Origin of the sequence: Nocardiopsis dassonvillei subsp. dassonvillei DSM 43111, assembly GCF_000092985.1 — a bacterium.
GTDB lineage: Bacteria > Actinomycetota > Actinomycetes > Streptosporangiales > Streptosporangiaceae > Nocardiopsis > Nocardiopsis dassonvillei.
In genome coordinates, this window is sequence record NC_014210.1 from 3401213 (window position 1) to 3425327 (window position 24115).

19 protein-coding genes are annotated in these 24115 nt (G+C 73.3%); 5 read left to right on the top strand and 14 right to left on the bottom strand.

The genetic code is table 11. The features are described from left to right. Positions 1 to 114: 114 nt before the first annotated feature. The 5 genes from NDAS_RS14045 to NDAS_RS14065 form a co-directional block, all read right to left on the bottom strand. Positions 115 to 900, bottom strand: coding sequence for a sulfite exporter TauE/SafE family protein (locus NDAS_RS14045; protein WP_013153867.1), 786 nt, complete (start codon positions 898 to 900; stop codon positions 115 to 117). A gap of 37 nt (positions 901 to 937) precedes the next feature. Next, the gene (locus NDAS_RS14050; RefSeq protein WP_013153868.1) at positions 938 to 2203 is read right to left on the bottom strand and encodes a styrene monooxygenase/indole monooxygenase family protein; all 1266 of its coding nucleotides are present in this window, start codon (positions 2201 to 2203) and stop codon (positions 938 to 940) included. A 403-nt stretch (positions 2204 to 2606) separates the two neighbouring features. Then, positions 2607 to 3887, bottom strand: coding sequence for a sugar ABC transporter permease (locus NDAS_RS14055; RefSeq protein WP_013153869.1), 1281 nt, complete (start codon positions 3885 to 3887; stop codon positions 2607 to 2609). Next, positions 3887 to 4684, bottom strand: coding sequence for an ATP-binding cassette domain-containing protein (locus NDAS_RS14060; RefSeq protein WP_013153870.1), 798 nt, complete (start codon positions 4682 to 4684; stop codon positions 3887 to 3889). Before NDAS_RS14060 ends, NDAS_RS14055 begins: the two co-directional genes overlap by 1 nt. Before the next feature lie 88 nt (positions 4685 to 4772). After that, positions 4773 to 5579: a substrate-binding domain-containing protein gene (locus tag NDAS_RS14065; protein ID WP_013153871.1), complete on the bottom strand. Its 807-nt coding sequence runs from the start codon at positions 5577 to 5579 to the stop codon at positions 4773 to 4775. Positions 5580 to 6107: 528 nt separating this feature from the next. Between NDAS_RS14065 and NDAS_RS14070 the strand changes: the two genes are divergently transcribed. Next, positions 6108 to 7277, top strand: a complete 1170-nt coding sequence (locus tag NDAS_RS14070; RefSeq protein ID WP_041552773.1) for an RNA-guided endonuclease InsQ/TnpB family protein — start codon at positions 6108 to 6110, stop codon at positions 7275 to 7277. Positions 7278 to 7349: 72 nt separating this feature from the next. On the opposite strand, the gene NDAS_RS14075 is transcribed toward NDAS_RS14070, so the two are convergent. Then, a complete protein-coding gene (locus NDAS_RS14075) occupies positions 7350 to 8540 on the bottom strand; it encodes an ROK family transcriptional regulator (protein ID WP_013153873.1) in 1191 nt (396 codons plus the stop codon). 110 nt (positions 8541 to 8650) lie between these two features. On the opposite strand from NDAS_RS14075, the gene NDAS_RS14080 reads away from it, so the two are divergent. After that, positions 8651 to 9259, top strand: coding sequence for a uridine kinase family protein (locus NDAS_RS14080; protein WP_013153874.1), 609 nt, complete (start codon positions 8651 to 8653; stop codon positions 9257 to 9259). 17 nt (positions 9260 to 9276) lie between these two features. Here the strand turns inward: NDAS_RS14080 and NDAS_RS14085 are convergent, their stop codons facing one another. After that, positions 9277 to 10167, bottom strand: coding sequence for an alpha/beta hydrolase (locus NDAS_RS14085; RefSeq protein WP_013153875.1), 891 nt, complete (start codon positions 10165 to 10167; stop codon positions 9277 to 9279). 168 nt (positions 10168 to 10335) lie between these two features. Between NDAS_RS14085 and NDAS_RS14090 the strand changes: the two genes are divergently transcribed. Continuing rightward, positions 10336 to 10992, top strand: coding sequence for a TetR/AcrR family transcriptional regulator (locus tag NDAS_RS14090; protein ID WP_013153876.1), 657 nt, complete (start codon positions 10336 to 10338; stop codon positions 10990 to 10992). On the opposite strand, the gene NDAS_RS14095 is transcribed toward NDAS_RS14090, so the two are convergent. The 4 genes from NDAS_RS14095 to NDAS_RS14110 all read right to left on the bottom strand — a co-directional run bounded on the left by NDAS_RS14095 (position 10982) and on the right by NDAS_RS14110 (position 17696). Continuing rightward, entirely contained in the window at positions 10982 to 11674 is a 693-nt protein-coding gene (locus NDAS_RS14095) for a potassium channel family protein (RefSeq protein ID WP_232051680.1), read from the bottom strand. The genes NDAS_RS14090 and NDAS_RS14095 overlap by 11 nt on opposite strands. Before the next feature lie 111 nt (positions 11675 to 11785). Continuing rightward, positions 11786 to 14128 carry a serine/threonine protein kinase gene (locus NDAS_RS14100; RefSeq protein ID WP_013153878.1) on the bottom strand — a complete coding sequence of 781 codons (2343 nt, stop codon included), beginning with the start codon at positions 14126 to 14128 and terminating at the stop codon, positions 11786 to 11788. 204 nt (positions 14129 to 14332) lie between these two features. Continuing rightward, a complete protein-coding gene (locus NDAS_RS14105; protein ID WP_013153879.1) occupies positions 14333 to 15694 on the bottom strand; it encodes a hypothetical protein in 1362 nt (453 codons plus the stop codon). Next, the gene (locus NDAS_RS14110) at positions 15684 to 17696 is read right to left on the bottom strand and encodes a hypothetical protein (protein WP_041552774.1); all 2013 of its coding nucleotides are present in this window, start codon (positions 17694 to 17696) and stop codon (positions 15684 to 15686) included. The genes NDAS_RS14105 and NDAS_RS14110 overlap by 11 nt, the downstream gene beginning before the upstream one ends. 348 nt (positions 17697 to 18044) lie before the next feature. On the opposite strand from NDAS_RS14110, the gene NDAS_RS14115 reads away from it, so the two are divergent. Then, positions 18045 to 18296, top strand: a complete 252-nt coding sequence (locus tag NDAS_RS14115; protein ID WP_013153881.1) for a hypothetical protein — start codon at positions 18045 to 18047, stop codon at positions 18294 to 18296. A gap of 561 nt (positions 18297 to 18857) precedes the next feature. Further along, positions 18858 to 19127 (top strand): hypothetical protein, encoded by a 270-nt coding sequence (locus NDAS_RS14120; protein ID WP_013153882.1) that lies wholly within the window; start codon positions 18858 to 18860, stop codon positions 19125 to 19127. A gap of 169 nt (positions 19128 to 19296) precedes the next feature. Here NDAS_RS14120 and NDAS_RS14125 read toward each other — a convergent pair whose 3' ends face one another. From NDAS_RS14125 to NDAS_RS14135, 3 genes are all read right to left on the bottom strand, one after another. Continuing rightward, positions 19297 to 19728 carry an SRPBCC family protein gene (locus NDAS_RS14125; protein ID WP_013153883.1) on the bottom strand — a complete coding sequence of 144 codons (432 nt, stop codon included), beginning with the start codon at positions 19726 to 19728 and terminating at the stop codon, positions 19297 to 19299. Between the two features lie 206 nt (positions 19729 to 19934). Next, a complete protein-coding gene (gene acnA / locus NDAS_RS14130) occupies positions 19935 to 22658 on the bottom strand; it encodes an aconitate hydratase AcnA (protein WP_013153884.1) in 2724 nt (907 codons plus the stop codon). A gap of 399 nt (positions 22659 to 23057) precedes the next feature. After that, complete coding sequence (locus NDAS_RS14135) at positions 23058 to 23993, bottom strand: LLM class F420-dependent oxidoreductase (protein ID WP_013153885.1); 936 nt, start codon at positions 23991 to 23993, stop codon at positions 23058 to 23060. Positions 23994 to 24115: the final 122 nt, after the last annotated feature.

The following is a 24115-nucleotide window of genomic DNA, read 5'->3' on the forward strand; positions in this document are numbered from 1 at the left end:
GTACGTCCACGGGTCCTACCCAACCCCGCGCGGGAGCGGCCCATGCAACGCCCGTGCCGTCCGGTTACCGGGTTTTCGCGTACATTACTCGGTTCCCGGAGCGGTGGCCGCGCGTCAGCCCAGGAAGGCCTGGGCGAGCAGCCCCAGCGCGGAGGCCGCCACCACCGCCAGCAGGGCAGCGCGCAGCCGCCCGGCGTCGACGCGGCGGCGCAGCGCGGTCCCGGCGAAGAAGCCCGCGACCACGAGGGGGATCGCGCAGGCCCCGACGGCGGCGGTCCGGGCGTCCATCTGGCCGCCCAGGGCCAGGGCCGCCAGCGAGACCGCGCCGCCCAGCAGGAAGAACGCGGCCAGGGTGGCGCGGACCCGGGCGGGCTCCTCGTACTGGTAGAGCAGCGCCATGGGCGGGCCGCCGATCGTGGTGGCGGTGCCGGTGAGCCCGGACAGGGTTCCGGCCGCCACGAGCGAGACGGGGGTGATGCGCACCCGCAGGGACCAGAGCGAGAGGGCGACGGCCACCAGCACCATCGCCCCGACCGCGCCCGCCAGGGCGCGGGGCTCCAGGACGGCCACCACCCACACCCCCAGGGCGGTTCCGGGCAGGCGCGCGGGCAGCCCCCAGGCGAGGCCGCGCCAGTCCACGTGCCGCCACTCCTGCAGGAGCGTGAGTCCGGGCAGGACGATCACGGCGACCAGGAGCGCCCCCGGTACGAGGGTGGGGTCCAGGAAGGACAGGACGGGCGCGGCGACCAGCCCGAGGCCGAGGCCGACGGTGCTCTGCACCGCGGCCCCGAGGAGGACGGCGACCGCCGCGGCGACGACGAACGCCGCCACGTCGGTGGGGGCGAGCAGACCGTGGCCGCTGGGGGCCAGGAAGGAGGCGGCGGAGAGTTCTACGGGCACGGCGTGCGACGCTACATCCCCACCGTCCCGACCGGGTTCAGGAGATAGGGAGATGGGATGACCGTGCGGGTTCGGCGCGCCGGACGCCGTCCACGTAGGCCAGTGCCCGTTCGGGGTGCAGGAACCACCCGATCAGGTCGCCGGGGTCGCTGAAGCAGTTGGCGAAGCGGTCGGCCGTCTCCTGGTGGCGCGCGGCGAGGCGGTACAGCTCCTCCAGGTGCGGCGGAGCGGTGAGCAGGACCCTGCTCCACGCGGTCACCTGGCTGGCCAGGCGCCAGTAGGCGGCGAACGCCGAGCGCATGAAGGCCTCGTCGAAGGGCCGACGTCCGTGGTCGACGACGGCGCGGCGGTAGACCTCGGCGCCGAAGGAGGCCATGTTGGCCCCCTGCGCGGTGACGGGGTCGTTGGCGACCACGGAGTCCGCCATGCCCAGGACGGGGGTTCCGTTCGCCAGGCGGGCGACGGGTTCGCGCACCACCGGCGCGTAGCCGCCGCGCAGGGCCGCCCCCGGGTCGGCGAGGCGGGCGTGGGCCAGGCGCTCGTACTCCCAGGGCGCCTCGCGGTACAGCACGTCCAGCAGGCCCGCGAGGACCTCCTCGCCGGAGGCGCCGGGGGGCAGCGGCCGGTCCAGGGGGCCGCCGGGCACCGCCTCGACCATGACGGCCTCGCAGACCCCGGCCAGGGAGTAGGTGGGCAGGGTGGTGACCTCCCCCGCGCCGGGGACGACGGTGCGGCTGAGCACGGGCCCGTCGGGGTGGGGCCCGGCGCCGGTCACGTAGGCCAGCGCCAGGGAGCGCTGCGGGGACCGGAAGTGCGAGCGCCGGGTGTCGCGGGGGAAGACCTCGGAGAGCGCGCCGCGCCCGGAGGCGACGACGGTGAGTTCGTGGTCGGCGGCGAGCCGTTCCAGGTCCTCGGCCAGGACGCGCCCGCGCAGGAGGGCGCCGCCGCGCCGGACGAACAGGTCGAGCCAGGCCGACATCTTGAGCCGCTGGTCGACCGACTGGGCGTGCTCGTCCAGCGCGCCGACCCAGGACAGGGCGGGGGCGCCCGCCCCGGCGCGGTCGGCCACGCGGAACCCGACGCCGCGGACGGCGGGCGCGCGGTCGTCCCAGAAGGCGAGGCCGTGGCGGCGCTCGCGGCGCAGGGCGGGGCCGAAGAGGCACTGCGTGGACGTGACCCGCCCGGCGCGGACCTCCTCAGGCCCGGCCTCGGTGGCCAGGGTCACCTCGTACCCCTCGCCCAGCAGGCCGACGGCCAGCTGGAGTCCGGACTGTCCGGCTCCGACGACGAGGATCCTGCGCATGTCTCTCCCGGGGTGGTGCCCGCCCCGTACGCCGCGGCGCGGCGCCGTGGGCGCGTGGCGGACCGGCCGCAAGGCACGGCGAACGCGCCCCGCGGCGCGGCCCGGTGGTCTCTCCCGCGAAGCTAGCAGCGCCTTCCGGAGGCCGTTCACCACCCTCGGTTTCGGGGCCTTCCGTGCACGGGCGCCCCCGAAGAGCGGTCATCGCCCTGCCCGGCAGCGGCTCGCCCCGCGCGCCGGACCCCCCGCTCCCGGCCCCGCGCGGGCAGGGGCGGCGGCACCGGGCACGGCGGGCCGCACGAGGGCCCGGCCCGGCGCCTGGGGCGCCGGGCCGGGCGGGAGGGGACGGGGACGGCGGGGAGTGGGCGCCGTCCGCGCCCGGGGGTGGCTCGCGTCGCCGTGCCGGTCAGGCGCCTCCCCTGGCGTGGGTCTTGCGTCCCCGGCGGGAGACCGAGTCCAGGATGACCGCGATCAGCAGGACGGCGGCGGTGATCATGAACCGGACCGAGGTGTCCATCTGGAGCAGCAGCAGGCCGGAGGTGATCGCGCCCAGGACCAGGCCGCCCAGCAGGGCGGAGTAGGCGTTGCCGCGCCCGCCGAAGAGGCTGGTGCCGCCGATGACCGCGGCGGCGATGGCCATCATCAGCTCCTCGCCGCCGCCGGTGGCCACGCTCGCCGCGAAGTTGCGCGAGGTCAGCATGATCCCGCCCAGGGCGGCCAGGGCGGAGGCGATCCCGAACACCGAGATGCGGATCATGTCCACGTTGATGCCGGCGCGGCGCGCCGCCTCGGCGTTGCCGCCGACGGCGTAGACCATGCGGCCGTAGCGGGTCTTGCGCAGGACCAGGTCGAGCACGACCACGAAGCCCACGAAGATCAGGAAGGCCAGCGGCACGCCCTTGTACTGGTTGAGCACCCACACCGCGACCAGGATCGGCACGAACAGCAGGGCCGCCCGGAAGAGGATCTCGGTCCAGGGCTTGTAGGGCAGGTTGGCCTGGCGCCTGCGCCGCTCCACCGCCGCCACGGAGACCACGTACAGGACGACGGCCAGGACGGCGAGCGCCCAGCCCACCACCGGGACGAAGAAGGTCTGCGTCAGCAGCGAGATCGGCCCGCTCGGGCTGGTGTTGATGGTGCCGTCGGCGCCCATCAGGTACAGGTGCAGGCCCTGCCAGCCCAGCAGTCCGGCGAGGGTGACCACGAAGGCCGGTACCCCGAGTTTGGCGAAGACGACGCCGTGGAGCAGGCCCACCACGAGGCCGACGGCCAGGGCCGCGCCGATCGCGAGCCATTCCGAGACGCCCTGTTTGACGGCCAGCACGCCCAGGACCGCGGCGGCCAGTCCGGCGACCGAGCCGATGGACAGGTCGATCTCGCCGAGCAGCAGGACCATGATCACGCCGGTGGTCATCAGGCCGATGGCGGCGATCTGCACCGTCAGGTTGGACAGGTTCTGCGGCGACAGGAACCGGTCGTTGGCCGACTGGAAGACGACGGCGATGAGGATCAGGCCGACGACCACGGGGATCGGGCCCAGTTCGCCGCCGCGCAGGTTGCGGCGCAGGGCGTCGAGCCAGCCCTTGGGCGAGGCCGCCGTGGTCAGCAGGCGCGGGTCGCGCTTGGACTCGGCGGAGCCGCCCGCACCCGTGGCGGGCGCCTTGGAGACGGGGGTCTGCTGGGTCATCACTTGTCCTCCGTGGCCAGGGCCGAGGCGCCGGTGCGCTCGGAGCGGCGGCTGACCGGGTTGTCGGCGGCACCGGTGATGGCGGCCACGATCTCCTCGTAGCTGGTTTCGGCGACGGGGAAGTTCCCGGCGTTGCGGCCCAGGCGCAGGACCACGGCGCGGTCGGCCACCGCGCGCACGTCGGCCATGTTGTGGCTGATCAGCAGCACGCCCAGGCCCTGGTCGCGCAGGCGCTCGATGAGGTCGAGGACCTGGGCGGTCTGGGCGACGCCCAGGGCGGCGGTGGGCTCGTCGAGCATCACCACGCGCGGCTTGCCCAGCAGGGAGCGGGCGATGGCGATGATCTGGCGCTGGCCGCCGGAGAGGGAGGCCACCGGGACGCGCAGGCTGGGGATGCGCACGGACAGCGAGTCCAGCAGCTCCATGGCCCGGCCCTCCATCTCGACCTCGTCGAGGGTGCCCGGGAAGTGCAGTTTCTCGTTGCCCAGGAAGAGGTTGCCGACGATGTCCAGGTTGTCGCACAGGGCGAGGTCCTGGTAGATGGTGGCGATCCCCAGGCGCTGGGCGTCGGAGGGGGCGTTGATGCTGACCGGTTTGCCGTCCCAGGTGATGACACCGCCGCTGTCGGCGGGGTGCGCTCCGGAGATGACCTTGACCAGCGTGGACTTGCCGGCGCCGTTGTCGCCGAGCAGGGCGACGACCTCGCCCTCGCCGACGTGGAAGTCGACGTCGCTCAGGGCGCGGACGGCGCCGAAGGTCTTGGAGATCCCGGACAGTTCCAGGACTGGTGTGCTCATGCGTTCGCTTCTCTTCTCTCGCCCTGGCCTGGGACGGCGGGGCGGCGGGGCGCCCCGCCGTTCCGGGCCCGGAACGTCCGCACCGGCTCTACAGGGCTTCCTGGCAGAAGTCCGTGTCGGCGTAGTCGTCGGTGCAGATCTCCTCGATGCTGTAGATCCCGTCCGAGACGACCGTGTCGCCGACGTTCTCCGCGGTGACCGCGATCGGCTCCAGCAGGACGGCGGGGACGGTCTCGCCGCCTCCGTCCTCGACCTCGGTGAGCGTGTGCTCGCCCAGCTCGGGGTCCTCGCCGGTGGCCAGGCCGACGGCCATGGCGGCGTTGGGGTCGGTGGGCGAGCCGTGCATGACCACGATCGAGCCGTCACCGGTGCTGCCCTCCTCCTCCAGGGCCTCCAGCAGCGACTCGGCCTGGACCTGGCCGACGCGGTTGTTGTCGAAGGAGACGTACATGTCCGCGCCGCCCTCGGCGAGGCGGTCGTAGGCGATCACGGGCACGCCCTGGGACTTGGCCTCGTTGACCGTCCCGGCCGCGGCGGCGGCGTCCACCGGGTCCAGGACCAGCACGTCCACACCGTCGGTCAGCATGGCCTGGGCCTGGGTCTGCTGCTCACTCACGGACTGGTCCGCGTTGGCGTAGGAGATCTCGCAGTTGGGGCACAGTTCGCCCATCGCCTCCTCGAAGAAGGGGCGGTCGAAGGCCTCGTAGCGGGCCGTGTGCAGGTCGGGCAGGAGCAGTCCGACGTGGAAGCCCTCCTCCACGGTGTGGGTCTCCTGCTCGGCCTCGCCGCCGGTGGTCGTGAGCGAGCCACAACCGGAGACGAGGAGGGCGAGAGCGGCTCCCGCGGCGGCGAAGCCGGCAGTCGTGTGCCGCGGTGTGAAGCGTCGTGCGTTCAACGCTGGGTACCTCTCATGACGGGGGATGGGGCGGTGGAACTCGCGAGTGGTGGAGTGAAGTCAAACCCCGCCGCCACCTTGCCGTCAACTCCTGAACACATAACCGAAACATCACGGACCTTGCGTTCAGAGCGTGAAATCACGGAAAACGCAGGCCAGAGCGGAGTTCTGGTCGTGTGAGCTCACGTGAAGGAGTTTCGGTTTTTACCGAGTGACGGCCCGTTCCGGCACTGACCTCGGCGTTCGCCGCCTCGTCAGCCTACGTGAGCACCTCGTCGGGCCCGGGGGCCGCCCGCCGCCCGACCTGCTTCGGGTCCCCGCCGGGGGCCCGCGCTCCCCCGCCACGGGAACGCGGCGCCACCGCTCGACGCCTCGGCGTCACCGGTGGTACGGGAATCAGCTTCGCCTTGGCGAGGAACCCCGGGGCCTCATCCCCCGGAGGAATCACCGCGCACGCCCCATCGGTCCGCCAGTGATGGGGACACCATGGACTGCTTTGACTGCGGTCTGTCACTGGCCGGGTGCACGATGGCGGGCGTGTCGAAGATCGTCGTGCAGCTCGGGCTCACGCCGTCGCCCGAGCAGGCGGCGGTGCTGGCTTCGACCCTGCGCGCGCTCAACACCCACGCCACCCGGGTGGCGAAGGTGGCCCACGAGCAGGGCGTGATGCGCGACTACGAGCTGCGCAAGCACACCTACCGGCAGCTGCGTGCGGCCGAGGTGGGCTCACAGGCGGCCCGACACGTGATCAAGAAGGTGTGCGACGCCTACCGCACCCGCCGCGCCAATCTGGACAACGGCGACTACGGGCCGAAGGGATCAGTCCGCCGCACGCGGATCGGGTCCACACCCATTGCCTTCCGCGCGGGCTCGGCGCACCCCTACGACGCGCGCGACCTGTCGTTCGCGATGGACGCGCGCACGATCTCGCTGTGGACCTTCCAGGGCCGGTTGCAGGACGTGCCGTTCACCGGTTCTGCCGACCAGGTCAAGGCGCTGGCCGGGCACAAGCGCGGTGAGGCCGACCTGCTCCGCCGCGACGGCGCCTGGTTCCTCGCGGTGACCGTGGAGGTGCCCGACGCCCCCGAGCAGGAGCCGGACGGGTTCGTGGGGGTGGACCTGAGGATCATCAACATCGCCACCACCAGCGACGGCCAGGTCATGGCCGGGCGCAGGATCAACCGGTACCGCCGCCGCCGGCTCAGGCTGCGCCAGAAGTTGCAGGCCAAGGGCACCCGCTCCGCCAAGCGCCTGCTCAGGAAGCGCCGCCGCAAAGAAGCACGGCATGCCGACACCAACCACCAGATCTCCAAACGCATCGTGGCCGAGGCCGAACGCACCGGGCGCGGCATTTCCCTCGAAAACCTGACGGGGATTCGCGCGCGGGTACGGCAACGCAGGCCCCAACGGGCCACGCTGCACTCCTGGTCCTTCCACCAGCTGGGCGCCTTCATCGCCTACAAGGCCCGCCTGAAAGGTGTGCCGGTGGTCTTCGTGGACCCGGCGCACTCCTCACGCGAGTGCGCCGCATGCTCCTACACTCACAGGGCCAACCGGGTCTCACAGGCCTTGTTCATCTGCCGGTCGTGCGGCGTCGTTGCGCACGCGGACCGCAATGCTTCCCGTGTCCTGGCCCGCAGGTGCCAGGAGGCGTGGAACGCGGGGCGGAAGTCACACGTCCCACCCGGCCACCCCTAACGGAGCGGTCGGGTCAGACGCGGTCAACTCCCTCGCGCCCAGCGGGGTAGTGCAACCGCACACTCGGTCCCTTCAGGACCAAGAAGCTGACTTCACCTGTTGGGCGGCCATGCGCAGCGCCCCGTACAGCGAGGCGTCCCTGCCCAGCGCGCTCGGCACCAGTTCGAGCCGGTCCAGGGCGCTGCTCAGCGAGCCCAGCTCCATCGACCGGCGCATCGGATCCAGCAGCAGGTCACCGGCCTGGGCCAGTTCCCCTCCCACGACGACCCGGTCCGGGTTGAACAGGTTGGCCACGATCGCCGTGCCCTGGCCCAGCGCGGTGCCCGCCTCGGCGATGATGCGGCGGCTGCCGGGGTCGCCCTCCAGCGCCGCGGCCACCATGTCCGGGATCCGGACGGGGTCGGGGCCGCGGGCCACGTCGGTGTTCTGCGGCAGCATGTCCAGCAGGTAGCTCGCGCCGACGAAGGTCTCCAGGCAGCCCCGGTTGCCGCAGCGGCACACGTGCCCGCGCGGGTCCAGCGCGATGTGCCCGATCTCCCCGGCCGTGCCGCCCGCGCCGCGGAAGAGCTGGCCCGACATCATGATGCCCGCGCCCACGCCGTCGTTGAGGACCAGGTGGACCACGTGCTCGGCGCCCACACCCGCGCCCCGGTGCTGTTCGGCCAGGACCGCGAGGTTGGCGTCGTTCTCGGCCAGCACCTCCAGGCCCAGCCGCTCGGTCAGCTCCCTGGCGGGGCGGAAGCCCGCCCAGCGGGGCAGGCAGGAGATACCGCCGACCTCGCCGGTGCCGGGGTCGATCGGCCCCGGGATGGAGGCCACCACCGAGGACACGGTGCCGCGGTCGACCCGGCTGCGCAGCAGGATGGTCTCGGCCAGCCAGGCGGCGCGGCGCACCCCGCGCTCGGCGTCGGAGGCCACGTCGTAGCCGATCTCCTCGCGGGCCAGCATGTTGCCGTCGCTGTCGCCCACCGCGACGCGGACGCTGTCGGCGGTGAAGTCCACGGCCACGACCGCGCCGGGCTGGCGCACGAGGGTGATCGCCTTGGCCCGGCGGCCGTTGGAGGAGGTGTCGCGCACCAGGACCGTCCCGGCGGCGCGCAGGCCGCGGACGATGTTGGAGACGCTGGCCGCGGACAGGCCGGTGGCCCGGGCCAGCTCGGCCTGGGTTCGGGTGCCCTCCCTGCGCAGCACGTCCACGACCCGCCGCTCGTTGGCCCGGCGCAGGGCTGACTGTGATCCCGGTGTCGCGGCGGCCTCGGTCACCAGGTGCCCCTCCCCCTGCTTTCGTGGCCGCGTTTCGGCGCTGTCGCGAGGAATGCTACAAGCAATGAACGCAAGCTGGAACTTCGCATCCGCCGCGTTAGGGTCCGAAGGTGAGCAGAGCACGCATCAGCACCGCCGAGCCGGGGTGGGCCGACCTCCTGGCCGAGGCGGTGCCGCCGCCCGCCTCGGCCCCGGGCCGAACGCGCGCCGTGGCGGTCGAGGGCCGCTCGGGCGCGGGCAAGAGCACGGTGGCCGACGCGCTGCGCGCGGCGCTGGTCCGGCGGGGCGAGGCCGCGGCCCTGCTGACCATGGAGGACCTCTACCCGGGGTGGCGGGGCCTGGAGGAGGGCTCGGAGCTGCTGCGCGAGTGGGTCCTGGCCCCGCTCTCGCGCGGGGAGCGGGCGGCCTGGCGGCGCTACGACTGGGAGCGGGGGGCGTTCGCACGGGAGTGGACGGCGCTGCCCGGCGACGTGGCGGCGGGCGGGGTCCTCGTGGTGGAGGGCGGCGGTTCCGGTGCCGCCGCCGTGCGCGGCCTGCTGGACCTGCTGGTGTGGGTGGAGGCGCCCGACGACGAGCGCGCGCGGCGGCTGGACGGCCGGTGGGACGCGTCGGTCTACGCGCCGCACCGGCGGACGTGGGCGGAGCAGGAGGAGGCGTTCCACCGGCGCGACCGCCCCCGGGAGCACGCCGACGCGGTGGTCGCCAACCCCGCCCGGTGACCGGCCGCCGGGTGCGGTCAGGCCCCGACCGCTCCCGGCACCTCCCCCTCGCCCCTGGCCGGTCCGCCGGGCTCACGGACGAACCCGGTGATGGCGTCGAGCACGGCCGGGTCGCGGAGCAGCGCGCTGTGCCCCAGGCCCGAGGTGGTGACCAGGCGCGCGCGCCCGTGGTGGGCGGCCAGCGTCAGGTGTGACTGCGCCGCGGGGACGACGGTGTCGTGCTCGTCGTGCAGCAGCAGGAGCGGCTGGGTGAGGGCGGCCCCCTCTCCCGCGGAGAAGCGGGTCCACACGGTCGGATCGCCCCCGAAGTGGTGTCCCTCGACCGCCCGGCGCAGGGCCGCGACGGCGCGGGGGCCCAGGCCGAGCGCCGCGGCGAAGGTGTGGACGGTGAAGGCGAAGTCCGACACCCCGGCCACCAGGACCGCCCGGTCGGCCTCGATCCCCTCGCGCAGGGCGTGCACGGCGAAGGGCGCGCCCAGGGAGTGCGCGACGACGGCCGCGAAGCGCCCGTGGCGGGACTGGAGCAGGCCCATGATCTCGCGCGCGTCCAGGATGGTGCCCACCGGTCCGGGTGTGGCCCCGTGGCCGGGCGCGTCCCAGGAGACGGGGCTGTAGCCGAGGTCGAGCAGCCGCCGGACGAGCGGCGCGAAGCGGGAGGCGCGCGACCTCCAGCCGTGGACGAGCAGGACGGGGAGCGCGCCGTCGCCCCAGGAGTAGGCGGCCACCTCCCATCCGCGTACCCGCAGGGTCTGGACGCGGGCCCGCTCGTGCAGGTCCAGGTCGGCGGCGGCGACGGCGCGCGGGCGGCCCGCGTGGGACCACAGCCGGCGCAGCAGCCTGCCTGCCAGGCGTGGGGCGGGCACGGCGGCCGCGTTGAGGGCCGTGCCGACGAGACGGGTGGTGTTCACGGGGGGGGGGCTCTCTTCCGGTGGGGAGACTGGCGCCATAAAATTATACGAACGATCGTATTATTTGTTTGGCATGACGCCTCCGTCAAGAGGCTTGTATCCTGATGGCGTAAACGACCGACCGTTCACTCTTCGCCCCTACGGGCGAAACCCGGGGGAAGGGCGCGTATGACCGCACGGACCGACGGACGGCTGCAACGGGGCGACCAGACCCGCAGGGCCGTGCTGGAGCACGCGGTGCACACGGCGTCGGTGGAGGGCCTGGAGGGCCTCTCCCTGGGGCGGCTCGCCAAGGAACTCGGGGTCAGCAAGAGCGGGGTGTTCGCCCACTTCGGTTCCAAGGAGGAGCTGCAGCTGGCCACCCTGGAGGCCGGACGCGCCGTCTTCGTCCGGCACGTGGTGCGCGACGCCCTGGAGGTGCGCCCCGGAGTGGAGCGGCTGTGGCGGCTGTGCGTGGACTGGATCGGCTACTCGCGCGGGCGCGTGTTCCGGGGCGGCTGCCTGTTCTACACCGCCATCGCCGAGTTCGAGTCCCGGCCCGGGCGCGTCCGCGACGCGCTGCGGGAGAGCAGCCGCCAGTGGCGTGACCTGCTCGCGCGCACCGCGGAGGACGCCCGCCAGCTGGGCGAGCTCTCCGGGGGGGCCGACCCCGCGCTGCTGGCCTTCGAACTGCGCGCCTTCATGGAGACCGCCAACTCGTTCTCCCTGCTGGAGGACGACCTGGAGACCCCCTACGCCGCCGCGCGCGCCGCCATCGCCGCCCGCCTGGACTCCCTGGCCGTTCCCGGCGCCCCGCGCCCCTGGGCCGGACCGGTCAACCGGTGACCGCGCGGCCCTCCTCCCGGCGCGGGCCGGTGAAGGCGCCGACGAGGCGGGCCACGACCGTGGTCAGGAACAGCGTCCCCACCACGCCCTCGGCCGCGGACAGCGAGCGCGCCCACGCCGAGACCGGCACGACGTCACCGTAGCCCGTGGTGGCCAGCGTGACGTAGGAGAAGTAGACGAACTGCTGCCAGGTGACCCGGGCCCCCGGGTGCGCTGAGTCGGCGAAGCTCCCGGGCCACAGGCTCTCCAGGGCGCCGAACACCGTGGTGAACAGACCGCCGAGCAGCAGGTAGACGCACACCGCCGCCAGGACGATCTCCAGCTCGTGGGTCCGGCTCCGGCGGTAGACGAACCGCAGCAGGGAGTACATGAGCGCGAGCTGGAAGGCCGCTCCCGCCGCGAACATCGACACCAGCGCCGCGCCCCCGCCGCCCGTCGCGCCGACCCAGGCCGCGCAGCAGAGCAGCGCCGCGCCCGTGGCGGCGGTGGGGGCGATCCGGTCGTGCGCCCCGCGCACCAGTACGACGCCGGAGAGCACCACGCCCACGTAGGCGACCAGGTAGAGCCCCGTCCAGACGGGTCCGTGGAGGGTGACCGGGTACCCGAACTGGAGCAGGACCACGAACACCAGGAACGCCCCCAGGCGCACGGGACGCCCCGGACCGCCTCCTGCTCTGCGCACGGTCCCCACTCTGGCACGACCGCTCCGCGGGGCGGCGGAGGCCGCGCCGGACCCCGGTGCGGACCGCACGGCGCGGGCGCCCGTGTCCGGGTCCGGCCCGCGCGGCGCGGGTCAGCTCCGCCCGCAGATCTCCCTGGCCCTGCGCAGGTCGCCCTGGATACGGGCGACGCCCGACGTCAGCTGCGGCAGCTGCGCCGCCGCGCCGTTGAGCTCCTGGGAGCGCTGGTTGCGCCGGGCCACGCCGCCGGAGACGACCCGCACGGTCACCTCCAGGGCGATGGCCCCGACCAGACCGAGCAGGCCCACGGACATGAGCAGACCGGCGGGCCCCTCCAGACCGTTGCCCGTCGCCATCCCGACGAGCAGACCGGCGGGGATGCCGAAGACGGCGAACCGGCAGAGCCGCAGCCCCAGGAGCAGGCGCTCCTGGAGCCTGACCCCGCGGCGCAGGTCGGCGTGGTCGGCGCTGACCTTGTTGTGCCGGGTCTCCCAGCTCCGCCTCTGCTCGGCCAGCGACCGCATGGTCGACAGGGCGCCGTAGACCACGGCCGCGTACCCGGCGCTGACGGGCGTCGGCGCGCTCTCGACGCGGCCCCAGAGGATCGACACCCACTCCCCCAGGCCCGTGTCGCCGCCGTCGCCGGGCGGCACCAGGCGCTCGGGGCGCAGCAGGAAGGCCAGGATGAGGGCGGCGCTCACGTTGACGCGCGCCGCGCGCCAGCCCTCCAGTTCTCCGGTCAGCTGCTCCTGGAAGGCGTTGGCGGCCCGTTCGGCCTCGTCGAGCTGATCGGCGAGCCGCATCAGGTCGCCGGAGTCGGCGCCGTGGTGGGCGCCCATGGTCCTGAGCACGCTCGGGCGGGCAATCAGGACCATCTCGTTGGCCTTGGGCGCACCGGTGAGCAGCGGGCGCGGGTCGTCGAACATCTCACCCAGCTCGGCCACGGTGGCGCCCCGGCCGCGGAAGATCGGCGGCAGGTCGGGACGCAGCTGTGAGACGAACGAGGCCAGCGCCAGGTTGGCGTCGTTGTTGACGTGTCCCCGGAACAGGGACCGGTCCACCGTGGTGTCGCCGAGGTCGTTGACGAGCCAGGCGCCCAGGGCCGCCCGTTCGGCCGGGTCGCTGAAGACCTGGACGGCCGCGCTCCAGTTCTGCTGCATGGCCTCGGCCAGCTCGCCCGGGTCGGTGAAGCGGATGCCGTGGAAGTGGTACGGGGGCACGCCCGACCGGTACGGCGGGGTGTGGGGACCGCTCACCGCACCCGCCCCGAACGCCCGGGAGTAGGGCGGCGGGGTGGGGGGGCCGCTCACCGCACCCGCCCCGGACGCCGGGGTGTGGGGCGGCGGGGCCGTGGAGTACGGCGGCGCGGACGGCGGTGCCAGACCGGCCGCGGCGGCGCCCGAGGCCATCTGCGTGTAGGCGCGGGTCGCGTCCACCCTCGCGGCGTCCGCGGGAGCGACCCTGGTCGGGTCCACCGGGACCGGAGGGGCCACGCGGGTCGCATGGGTCCGCGGGTGCTCATCGGGGGCCACGCGGGTGGGATCGCTCTCCCACCGGGTGCTCGCGTCGGCCGGAGGCAGGACGCGGGTGCCGCCGTCGCCCGTCGCCGGGCGCGCGGCCGTGCCCTCGGCGGGCGCGGAGATCAGCAGGTTGAGCAGGGTGGTGGCGTCGGGGCGGCGGTCGGGGTCCTTGTCCAGGCAGGTGCGGACGATCCCGGCCAGCGGCTCGGCGAGGGGGCCGAGGTCGGGCTCGCCGCCCAGGATGCGGGCGATGCGGGAGGCCTGTGTCGGTCCGGGGAAGGCCTCGTGACCGGTGGCGGCGTAGACCATCACCGACCCCCAGGAGAAGATGTCCACCGCCGAGGTCAGCCGCATGCCCTCCAGCTGCTCGGGCGCCATGTACCCGATCGTGCCCACCACACCGCTGGCGGTGACCGAGGTGGTCTCGACCGCGCGGGCGATACCGAAGTCGATCACGCGCGGCCCGTCCGCGGCCAGCATGATGTTGTCGGGTTTGAGGTCGCGGTGCACGACCCCGGCCGCGTGGATCGCGGCCAGCGCGGTGGCCGTGGAGACGGCCAGGCGGTGCAGTTCGACGCCGCTGCGCGGGCCCGCGGTGGCCACGGCGCGCTGGAGCGTGGGACCGTCGATGAACTCGGTGGCGATCCACGGCTCGGCGGCCCCGGGGTCGGCGTCCAGGATCGCGGCGATGCAGAACCCGCTCACACGCCGGGCCTGCTCGACCTCGGTGCTGAAGCGGCGGCGCATCTCCGGATCCCCCGCCCAGCTGGCGTGCAGGATCTTGACCGCGGCGCGACCGCCGTCGGGGTCCTCTCCGAGGAACACCTCGCCGAAACCGCCGCGCCCCAGCGACCGCACCAGCCGGTACTTCCCCACCGTGCGGCCGGAGGGCTGACCCGCCCCGCCGCTACCCCTCTGGACGTGCTGGTCCTCCACCAGGCCACCCCGTATCCGTCGTCATCGCTTCCCCCGGCGAACCCATGACGGGCCCGTGGGAACTATAGCCACGTTTCGGTCGGCCCGGCCCCGGGGACATGGGCGGGCACCGAAGTCCCGTTCCCTGTGGTCCGATGCCGTGCGGGGGCGAAACGTTCTCTCCCCGTGCCCGTCCGAATACCTCCCCGCCTCACGGCCGGACCGTCAGCGGGCCCGCCCCCGGGGCCGGTGGTCGCCGCGCTGGACCCGCTGGACGAGGTCGTCGGTGAGCGTGCCGTAGCCGGTGGCGGCCCACACGCTCTCCTCCGCGGGCACCTCGTAGTAGGGCACCGGCGCGCCCTCGTGCTCGGCGGGCAGGACCACGGGACGCGCCCGGTTGCGGACGGCCTTGGCGCAGTCGGCGCACAGCGGGACGCGGATGGTGCGCGTCCCGCCGAACTCCCGCCAGGGCGTCACCTTGGTGTTCGTGCCGTGCAGCGGGTTGGCGTAGCAGTGGCGGCGCCGGACGGCGGAGCGCGCGCCCCCGGCCGCGCTCTCCAGCGCGTCCTCGGCGATGTCGAGCAGCACGAGCACGCCCACGGCGTCGGGCAGGGTGGCCCCCTCGGCGGCCATCCGGTCGTGGACCGCCGCGGCGGCGGAGCGGGCGTCCAGGGCGCGCTGGAGGCTCTGGCCCGACCTGGTGTCGGACCCCTGGTCCGCGTCCATGCGGCTCAGGCGCTCGCCCACCTCGATGAGGTCGCGTTCGCCCTGTTCGACCAGGGAGTCCAGCTGGGCGCGGTCGGCGTTGTCGAAGGCCGCGTGCTGGGTGATGGAGGCCGCCCTGCGCCTGCCCACGCGCGCGGTGAGGCGGCCGCGCACGAACAGCGCCAACAGGATCGCGAGCAGGACCGCGATGACGGCCCCGACCGCGAACAGCGGGCCGGATCCCGGACCGCTCCCCTGCCCGGCGTCCCCGCCCATGCCGGTGATGTGGGGGTTGGCCTCCTCGTAGGACCGGAGGGCCGCCTCGTAGGCCGCGCGCGGGTCGTCGGACAGCGCGGCCTCCACGGCCGCGTCGGCCTGCTGGAGCATGGAGCCGTCGAAGTCCGTCCCGTAGGAGGCGGCCAGGGCCCCGTGGTGCGCGGGGGCCGCCTCCTGGACACCGGGACCGTAGTCCTCCCCGTGGAACCCCGACACCTCGTCGTAGGCCAGGTAGTGCGCCTCGCCGCCGCCCCTGCGGTCGTGCACGACCGACACGAGCGTGGCCGCGTCACCGTTCCAGACGTCGCCGGACGTCAGGGGCACCGCGATCACGTACAGGTCCAGGTCGGAGGACTCGATGACCCCGGCGACCCGCTCCTGGTCCTGGGCCGGGAAGGCGGACTCGTAGGCGGGGTCGACGTAGACCGGCGACTCCTCCAGCGCGTCGGCGATGGCCTGGGTGCGGTCCTGTGGGCTTTGGGCGCCGGGGTCCTGCGCGTCCGACTCCTGGGCCAGGGCACCGGTCGCGGGGTACAGGAGCAGCACGGCGCAGGTCGCGGCCAGCGTCCGCGCCGTGTACCGGGCCGGTGGGGAATCAGCGGGCATCGATCTCCTCCAGGAGCCTCTCGGCCATACGCGCGGGGTTCTTGGCCCCGAAGCGGTACTCGACCCACGCGCGTTCGTTCATCGACAGGTGGTCCCGCCGCGTCCCCGCGCCGTCGCGCACGCGCAGCAGGGCGGCCGTGCGCTGCTGGTCGGTCAGGTCGGCGCACGCCCGGCACACGGGGAACAGGCCCCGCCGCTCCCGTGGACCGGCGCGTTCGAACGCCTCGGCGGGGCCGTGCAGGGGGTTGACCATGCACGGGGAGGCCTCGGCGGAGCCGGGGTCCGCCAGGGCGGCGTGCGCCCTGCGGGAGACGACCGCCACGCCGACCAGGTCGAGGTCGTCGGGGTCGGCGTCCATGACCATCAGCGCCGCCTCGACGGGGGGCATCATCGAGACGGGGAGGCGCCCGGCCCGGTCGGAGGAGACCAGGGCGGCCAGCCGCGCGCGCTCGCGCTCGGCCGTGCGGCGCAGGACCCGCGGGGAGGGCCGGACCCGGCGCCGCACGCGCGAAGCCCGTACCAGGGCCGCCGTCCCCAGCACCGCGCCCAGCAGGAGCGCGCCGACGACGGGGCCCAGGAACAGCACTCCGGCCCAGAAGTCCTCCCAGAAGCGCGTCGTCCGCGGTTCGGGCACGGTCGCCGAGCTGTCGTACGGAGGCGGCGGGTCCCCCGCCTCCGGGTCGCGCGGAACCTCCTCCACCGCCTCCAGCAGCAGGGCGAACTCCTGAGCCGGGGTCATGGCCGCGCCCTCGTCCAACGCCTGGCCCAGGTAGTAGGAGTCCAGGTCGGTACCGAAGGCGAGCACGGTCGTCTCGGGCGTCTCCTCGTAGGACTCCTGGGTGATGACCGCGTAGACGCCGTCCTCGCCCAGGACGTGGCGCATCGCGTGCGCGAACCGCGCCGGGTCGCCCTCGCTCTCGTCGGTGTCGGCCATCGGCAGGAGGACCGCGTACACCGGGACGGAGGAGCGCTCCGCGCGCTCGGCGACGTCCGCGAGCCCCTCGCGGGACAGCGGGCTCAGGGGGTCCACGTAGAGGGGGCCGCCGCCGAGCCCGTCCACCACCCGTTCCACGCGCACGGTGGAGGTCACGTAGGGCGGCTGCGACCGGGCCTGCTCCAGGGGATCGGGGCGTTCGCTCGCGCCCAGGGGCACGCTGTCCATGTAGTACAGGGCTCCGGCCACACCGGCGGCGGGCAGGGCCAGTCCGAACACCGAGGCGACCGCGACCGCGGCGACCGTGCTGCCGCCCCTGCGGCGTGTCCACCACACGTGGCAGAGGGACAGGGTGAGCAGCGCGCCGGTCGCGGTGCTGACCAGGAAGCCCAGGTTGCTGGGCCCGACCGACGTGGTCGGGTCCAGGTCCTCCAGGAACTCCTCCCAGGCCGTGGGGCTCCGGTAGGCGTCCTGCTCCGCGGAGTACTCCTGCCGGAGGCGGTCGGCCGTGGCCTGCGCGTCCGGGTCGGCCAGGGCCGCCGTGAAGGCGTCGGCGACCTCGTCGAGCGGGGCGCCGTAGTAGTCCAGCCCGGAGGAGTAGCGCACCGCGTCGGAGGCGGCGTCCACCGGCAGGTCCGCGCCCGCGGCCCGGGCCAGGGGAACGCTGTCGGGCTGGAGCAGGACGTAGAGGCCGTCCGCGCCGACCCGGTCGATCAGGGCGGGCAGCATGTCCCCTCCCCACCGCGGCTCGGTGCCGGGGAAGGGGCTGGCGACGACGTGGTAGGGCACGTCCAGGGCGCCGAAGGAGTCGTGGAGGTCGGCCTCCAGCTCCTCCGGGTCGTAGCGGCCTGCCAGGGCGTCGTCCACGACCACGGCGGCGCCCTCGGGCTGTTCGGCGAGCAGGGCGGCGTAGTGCTCCGCGGGGGTCACGCGCTCCTCGCGGGTCCCGGTTCCGGGCTCGGGCTGCGCCGAGGCGGGGGCGGCTCCGAGGACAGGAAGGAGGATCAGCAGCGCCGGGAGGACGACGGCCGACATGAGCCGGAGGAGGGGGCTGGTGGGGCCGGGCATGCGGTGAGCATAGCGGAGGTTTACGGACATCAGCCGGGGTGGGACCGGTCCCCGGCGGCGGACGCGGACGGGTCGGGAAGGCCGGGAGGCCCCGCCCCGCAGGGGGTCCGGACGCCGCGTCCGGCGGCTTCGGTACGCTCCGCACACGCTTTTTTGCTGAATGTCCCGATTTTGGAGTTTAGTCAGCTTTCTGGTGTTCCCCCTTGGCCCGTCCGGCCGCAGGCTGGGAAGCGGGGAGAACGCCCGGTGGTTCCACGCGCTTTCGCACCTCGCGGACAGCGCCGACCTGCGACCGCCCGCACGGCGTCGGAGTTCCCCGCACCAAGCCACGAAGGGAAACCCACTGTCATGCAGAAGAAGACCCTGCGCCGCATCGCGATCACGGCCGTCGCCGCACCCGCCCTGGCGTTCGGAGCACCGGCTCTGGCCTCGGCGGACGCGTACTACGAGGTGGAGTCCAGCGGCGCCAACTCCCACGGGGCGTACAACTACGAGCTCGAGGCCTTCGCCGGTGACGGCAAGTCCTGGTTCGAGGAGTCCTTCAACGTCGCCGGCAAGGGCGGTGCCTACTCCTCCAGCACGGAGAGCGGCGCCGGCTAGGGTCGCAGGCTCACGATGACGGCTCCCGGCGCCGCACGGCGGCGCCGGGAGTTCGCGTGTCCGCGACCGAGCGAAGTCCTCGGCGCCCGGGACGGTCCGGCCCTGACGCGCGGGCCGCGCACCGGCGGCCTCCGATCCCGCGCGGCGCCCGAGGGCCCGGCCCGGACACGCGGGTCCCACGTGGGACCCCGGTGGGGGTGAGATGTCCGGGGTTTACCCCCCGACGCCGCCGCGAGCCCTCTTCCGGGCGCCCCCGAGGACGCTCCCGTACGTCCCGCCGAGCAGAACCCGCGCCAGCGCGCGGATGCCGCCGCCGACCCGGCTCCCCGGCGGCGCCCCGAAGGCACGCGGGGCGCGACATCCCGATTTTGATGTTTGCGCAGATCCCCAGTGTTCCCTCTTGGGTCGCCCCGGCGTCAGGATGAACAAAGAAGACAAAAAGGACGAAAGGGACGTAGTCCGGCAGTGTCACGCGTCCAGCACCGCGCCGACGGTGCAGCTGGAGGCGAGGGCACGCTCACGGCCGCTCCCCGCACCGAGCTTCGAAGGGAACCCACCACCATGCAGAGGAAGACCCTGCGCCGCTTCGCGTTCACCGTCGTCGCCGCACCCGTCCTGGCGCTCGGGGCTCCGGCCCTGGCCTCGGCGGACAGCTACTACTCGTCCAGCTGGTCGGGGGCCGGTGGAGACGGTGCGTACAGCTACGTGGTCAAGTCCGGCAGCGGCCACGGCCACGGCCACGGGCACGGCCACAGCTGGTACTACCACTCCTGGTCGCACGCCGGCCCCCACGGGGCCTACCACTCCAGCGTCAGCAGCGGCAGCCACTGACACACCGGACGCGAGGGACGGCTCCCGGCGCCGCACGGCGGCGCCGGGAGTCCGCGTGTCCGGGACGGAACGGACACCTCGGCGTCCGGGACGGTCCCGCCCCGGACACGGGCCGGGCCCCCGCGGCCTCCTCGGCTGCGGGGGCCCGGGACCGGCTCCGGGCCCGGCGTCAGCCGGTCGGGTTCTCCCGGCCGGGCTCGACGAAGGCCTTGAAGCGCTTCATGTCGCCCTTGGCACGGGTCTTGACCAGTCCGAGCTTGTCCCCGAGCTGCTCGACCACGCCCTCCGGGACGGTCTTGAGCTGGAGGGTGATCCTGCTGCTGGTGTCGGACAGGCGGTGGAAGGTCACCACCCCCGCGTGGGTCGTGCCGTCCGTGGTCTTCCAGGCGATCCGCTCCCCGGGGACCTGTTCGGTGACCACGGCCTCGAACTCCCTCTTCTGGCCACCGATCTCGATGGTCCAGAGCATGTGCCCGTCACCGGTGCGGACGACCTTGTCGACCCCCTCCATGAAGGAGGGGAACTCCTCGAACCGCGTCCACTGGGCGTAGGCGGCGGTGACCGGGACGTCGACCTCCACCGTCTCGATGATCTCTGACATTGATCCGGTTCCTTCGCCGTAGGTTGCGTTCGTTCCCTACCCGTGCCGCTACCCGAGCCGACGCGGGCAAACCGCGATGGCTATACCTTTTCGTTACCTGGAGGAGGGACGAACGCGAACGGGGCCGCCACCGTCGCTCGGACGGTGGCGGCCCCGCGAAGCCGCGTGGGGCGTCCGCGCACGGGTCCGCCCGCGCGCGGACCCGCCTACTTGGCGATCAGCTGGCGCAGCACGTACTGCAGGATGCCGCCGTTGCGGTAGTAGTCGGCCTCACCGGGGGTGTCGATGCGCACCACGGCGTCGAACTCCACGCCGGTGTCGGTGCTGACCTTCACCGTGGCCGGGGTGGTGCCCTCGTTCAGCTCGGTCACGCCGGTGATGGAGAAGGTCTCCTCGCCGGTCAGGCCGAGGGAGTCGGCGGACTGGCCCTCGGGGAACTGGAGGGGCAGGACGCCCATCCCGATCAGGTTCGAGCGGTGGATGCGCTCGTAGGACTCGGTGATGACCGCGCGCACGCCCAGCAGGCTGGTGCCCTTGGCCGCCCAGTCGCGCGAGGAGCCGGAACCGTACTCCTTGCCGCCCAGGACGACCAGCGGCGTACCCTGCTCGGCGTAGTTGCGCGCGGCGTCGTAGATGAACGACACCGGGCCCTCGGGCTGGGTGAAGTCGCGGGTGTAGCCGCCCTCGGTGCCCGGCGCGATCTGGTTGCGCAGGCGGATGTTGGCGAACGTGCCCCGGATCATCACCTCGTGGTTGCCGCGGCGCGAACCGTAGGAGTTGAAGTCGCGGCGCTCCACGCCGTTGGCCTTGAGGTACTCGGCCGCGGGGGTGCCCGGCTTGATGGCGCCGGCCGGGGAGATGTGGTCGGTGGTGACCGAGTCGCCCAGCTTGGCCAGCACCCGGGCGCCGGTGATGTCGGTGACCGGGGCCGGGGTGGTCTCCATGCCCTCGAAGTAGGGGGGCTTGCGGACGTAGGTCGACTCGCCCTCCCACTCGAAGGTGTTGCCCGTCGGGGTGGGCAGCGAGCGCCAGCGCTCGTCGCCGGCGAACACGTCCGAGTACGCGGACTCGTACATGTCCGAGGCGATCGCGGAGTCCATGACCTGCTGGATCTCCTCGGCGCTGGGCCAGATGTCGGCCAGGAAGACGGGCTCGCCGTCCTTGTCGATGCCCAGCGGCTCCGTGGTGATGTCCACGTCCAGCGACCCGGCCAGCGCGTAGGCGACCACCAGCGGCGGCGAGGCCAGGTAGTTCATCTTCACGTCCGGGTTGATCCGGCCCTCGAAGTTGCGGTTGCCGGACAGGACCGCGGTGACGGCCAGGTCGTTGTCCTGGACGGCCTGGGAGATCTCCTCCGGCAGCGGGCCGGAGTTGCCGATGCAGGTGGTGCAGCCGTAGCCGACCAGGTTGAAGCCCAGCTTGTCCAGGTACGGGGTCAGGCCGGAGCGCTCGTAGTAGTCGGTGACGACCTTGGAGCCCGGGGCCATGGAGGTCTTGACCCACGGCTTGCGGGTCAGGCCCTTCTCCACCGCCTTCTTGGCCAGCAGGGCGGCGCCCAGCATGACCGAGGGGTTGGAGGTGTTGGTGCAGGAGGTGATCGCGGCGATCACCACGGCGCCGTGGTCGATCTCGGTCTCGGTGCCGTCGGCCATGGTGACCTTGACGGCCTTGTGCGGACGGGCGCCGTTGGCGGTCTGGGACGGGGCGTCCGAGGCCGGGAAGGACTCCTCGCCCGCCTCGTCGGTGCTGTCCTCGACGTAGTTGCGCACGTCGTGGCGCCAGGTGCTCTTGGCCTCCGACAGCGCGATGCGGTCCTGCGGGCGCTTGGGGCCGGCGATGGAGGGGACCACCTCGGCCAGGTCGAGCTCCAGGTACTCGGAGAACTCGGGCTCGTTGGCCGGGTCGTGCCAGAAGCCGTTGGCCTTGGCGTAGGCCTCGGTCAGGGCCACCTGCTGCTCGGAGCGGCCGGTCAGCTTCATGTACCGGATCGTCTCGTCGTCGATCGGGAAGATCGCGGCGGTGGAGCCGAACTCCGGGCTCATGTTGCCGATGGTGGCGCGGTTGGCCAGCGGCACGGAGGCCACGCCCTCGCCGTAGAACTCGACGAACTTGCCGACCACGCCGTGCTGACGCAGCATCTCGGTGATGGTGAGCACCAGGTCGGTGGCGGTGGTGCCGGGCTGGAGCTCACCGGTCAGCTTGAAGCCGACCACGCGCGGGATGAGCATGGAGATCGGCTGGCCGAGCATGGCGGCCTCGGCCTCGATGCCGCCCACGCCCCAGCCCAGGATGCCCAGGCCGTTCTGCATGGTGGTGTGCGAGTCGGTGCCGACGCAGGTGTCGGGGTAGGCCTGGCCGCCCCGGCTCATGGTGACGCGCGCCAGGTGCTCGATGTTGGCCTGGTGCACGATGCCGGTGCCGGGCGGGACGACCTTGAACTCGTCGAAGGCGGTCTGGCCCCAGCGCAGGAACTTGTAGCGCTCGTAGTTGCGCTCGTACTCGATCTCGACGTTGCGCTCGAAGGCGTCGGGGCGGCCGAAGAGGTCGACGACGACGGAGTGGTCGATCACCAGCTCGGCGGGGGCGAGCGGGTTGATCTTGTCCGGGTCGCCGCCCATGTCGCGCACGGCCTCGCGCATGGTGGCGAGGTCGACGACGCAGGGGACGCCGGTGAAGTCCTGCATGATCACCCGCGCGGGGGTGAACTGGATCTCCTGGTTGGGCTGGGCCTTGGGGTCCCAGCCGCCCAGGGCCCGGATGTGGTCGGCGGTGACGTTCGCACCGTCCTCGGTGCGCAGAAGGTTCTCCAGCAGCACCTTCAGGCTGTAGGGAAGCCGACTGGAGCCCTCCACGGTCTCCAGACGGAAGATCTCGTACGACTCGTCGCCAACGCGCAACGTGTCACGGGCGCCGAAGCTGTTCGCGGACACGGTGTCTGCCTCCTGATCTCGCCACTTACGTTCCCAGCATCCTCCCCCATGGGGCGGACGCGGGACCTGTTGAGGCCGCCCTGACCGGTTGCCGGGGGCGAAGGGCCGCGGGGGTTGACCTCCGCCTGCCTCCCGGCCTCCGTCAGGCCCGCCGTGGCCTGCGGCGACACCACTCGCCACCGGCCGGGCGGCCCACTGGTAGCGGGCGCCCACGTTGTCCGGACCGGGTGCGCTCAAGCGGTCAACTTCACACACCCGAACCGGGAGCGGGCCGAGGGGAACCCCGCTGTTATCTTGATGTCAAGGTATCTAACTTGTATCTCGATATCAAGTTATCGGGCGGCCGCCGACGGTGTGCGACCGCCCCCGGCTGAACCTCCACCCCTTTGGGGCTCCGGATCAGTCCAGCTGCGGCGCGACCTGCGAGGCCACCAGCTCCAGGTGGTCCAGGTCGGACATGTCCAGCATCTGGAGGTACATGCGCTCGGCGCCCGCCTCGGCGAAGCGGCCGATCTTGTCCACCAGCTCGTTTGGGGTGCCCGCCAGGCCGTTCTCCCGCAGCTCGGGGACCTCGCGGCCGATCCGCTCGGCCCGCCGGGCCACCTCGGCCTCGTCCCTGCCCGCGCAGAGCACCTGCGCGGCGGAGTAGACCATCGGCGCGCTGCGCCCCGAGGCCCGCACCGCGGCCCGGGTCCGCTCGAAGGCGGCCGAGGTGTCCTCGATCGAGTTGAAGGGCACGTTGTACTCGTCGGCGTACTTGGCGGCCAGGCGCGGCGTGCGCTTGGGGCCGGTGCCGCCGATCAGCACCGGCGGACGCGGACCCTGCTGCGGCTTGGGCAGCGCGGGCCCCTCGGCCAGGCGGTAGTGCTTGCCCTCGTAGCGGAAGGTCTCCCCCACCGGGGTCGACCACAGGCCGGTGATGATGTCCAGCTGCTCCTCGTAGCGGTCGAAGCGCTCACGGGCGGTGGCGGGGAAGGGGATCCCGTAGACCGCGTGCTCCTCCTCGAACCAGCCCGAACCGAAGCCGAACTCCACCCGGCCGTCGCTCATGCGGTCGACCTGGGCGACGGAGATCGCCAGGGGCGCGGGGTGACGGAAGGTCGCCGCGGTCATCAGCGTGCCCAGGCGGATGCGGGAGGTGTCCCGGGCGAGCCCGGCGAGAGTGATCCAGGCGTCGGTGGGCCCGGGGAGGCCGCTGACGTGATCCCCCATGTGCAGATAGTGGTCGGACCTGAACAGAGCGTCGAAGCCCAGGTCCTCGACGGCCCTGGCGACGGTGAGCTGGTCCTCATAGGTGGCCCCCTGTTGGGGCTCAAGGAAGATCCTCAGACGCATAAGCCCCATTTTCTCCCACGCCGCGGACCAGACCGGAACCGCCGCGCGGTTACCGTGGAAAAGGCGCGTCCGCGCCCCGCCCGTCCGCCGAACCGAAGCGCCCGCCTTCCGCGATAGTCCCT

Coding starts and splice junctions, on each gene's coding strand:
- NDAS_RS14050 (WP_013153868.1), bottom strand. CDS start 2,203: ATGCGCAGGATCCTCGTCGTCGGAGCCGGACAGTCCGGACTCCAGCTG.
- NDAS_RS14135 (WP_013153885.1), bottom strand. CDS start 23,993: ATGCGTCTGAGGATCTTCCTTGAGCCCCAACAGGGGGCCACCTATGAG.
- NDAS_RS14060 (WP_013153870.1), bottom strand. CDS start 4,684: ATGAGCACACCAGTCCTGGAACTGTCCGGGATCTCCAAGACCTTCGGC.
- NDAS_RS14120 (WP_013153882.1), top strand. CDS start 18,858: ATGCAGAGGAAGACCCTGCGCCGCTTCGCGTTCACCGTCGTCGCCGCA.
- NDAS_RS14110 (WP_041552774.1), bottom strand. CDS start 17,696: ATGCCCGGCCCCACCAGCCCCCTCCTCCGGCTCATGTCGGCCGTCGTC.
- NDAS_RS14090 (WP_013153876.1), top strand. CDS start 10,336: ATGACCGCACGGACCGACGGACGGCTGCAACGGGGCGACCAGACCCGC.
- NDAS_RS14125 (WP_013153883.1), bottom strand. CDS start 19,728: ATGTCAGAGATCATCGAGACGGTGGAGGTCGACGTCCCGGTCACCGCC.
- NDAS_RS14115 (WP_013153881.1), top strand. CDS start 18,045: ATGCAGAAGAAGACCCTGCGCCGCATCGCGATCACGGCCGTCGCCGCA.
- NDAS_RS14055 (WP_013153869.1), bottom strand. CDS start 3,887: ATGACCCAGCAGACCCCCGTCTCCAAGGCGCCCGCCACGGGTGCGGGC.
- NDAS_RS14070 (WP_041552773.1), top strand. CDS start 6,108: ATGGCGGGCGTGTCGAAGATCGTCGTGCAGCTCGGGCTCACGCCGTCG.
- NDAS_RS14105 (WP_013153879.1), bottom strand. CDS start 15,694: ATGCCCGCTGATTCCCCACCGGCCCGGTACACGGCGCGGACGCTGGCC.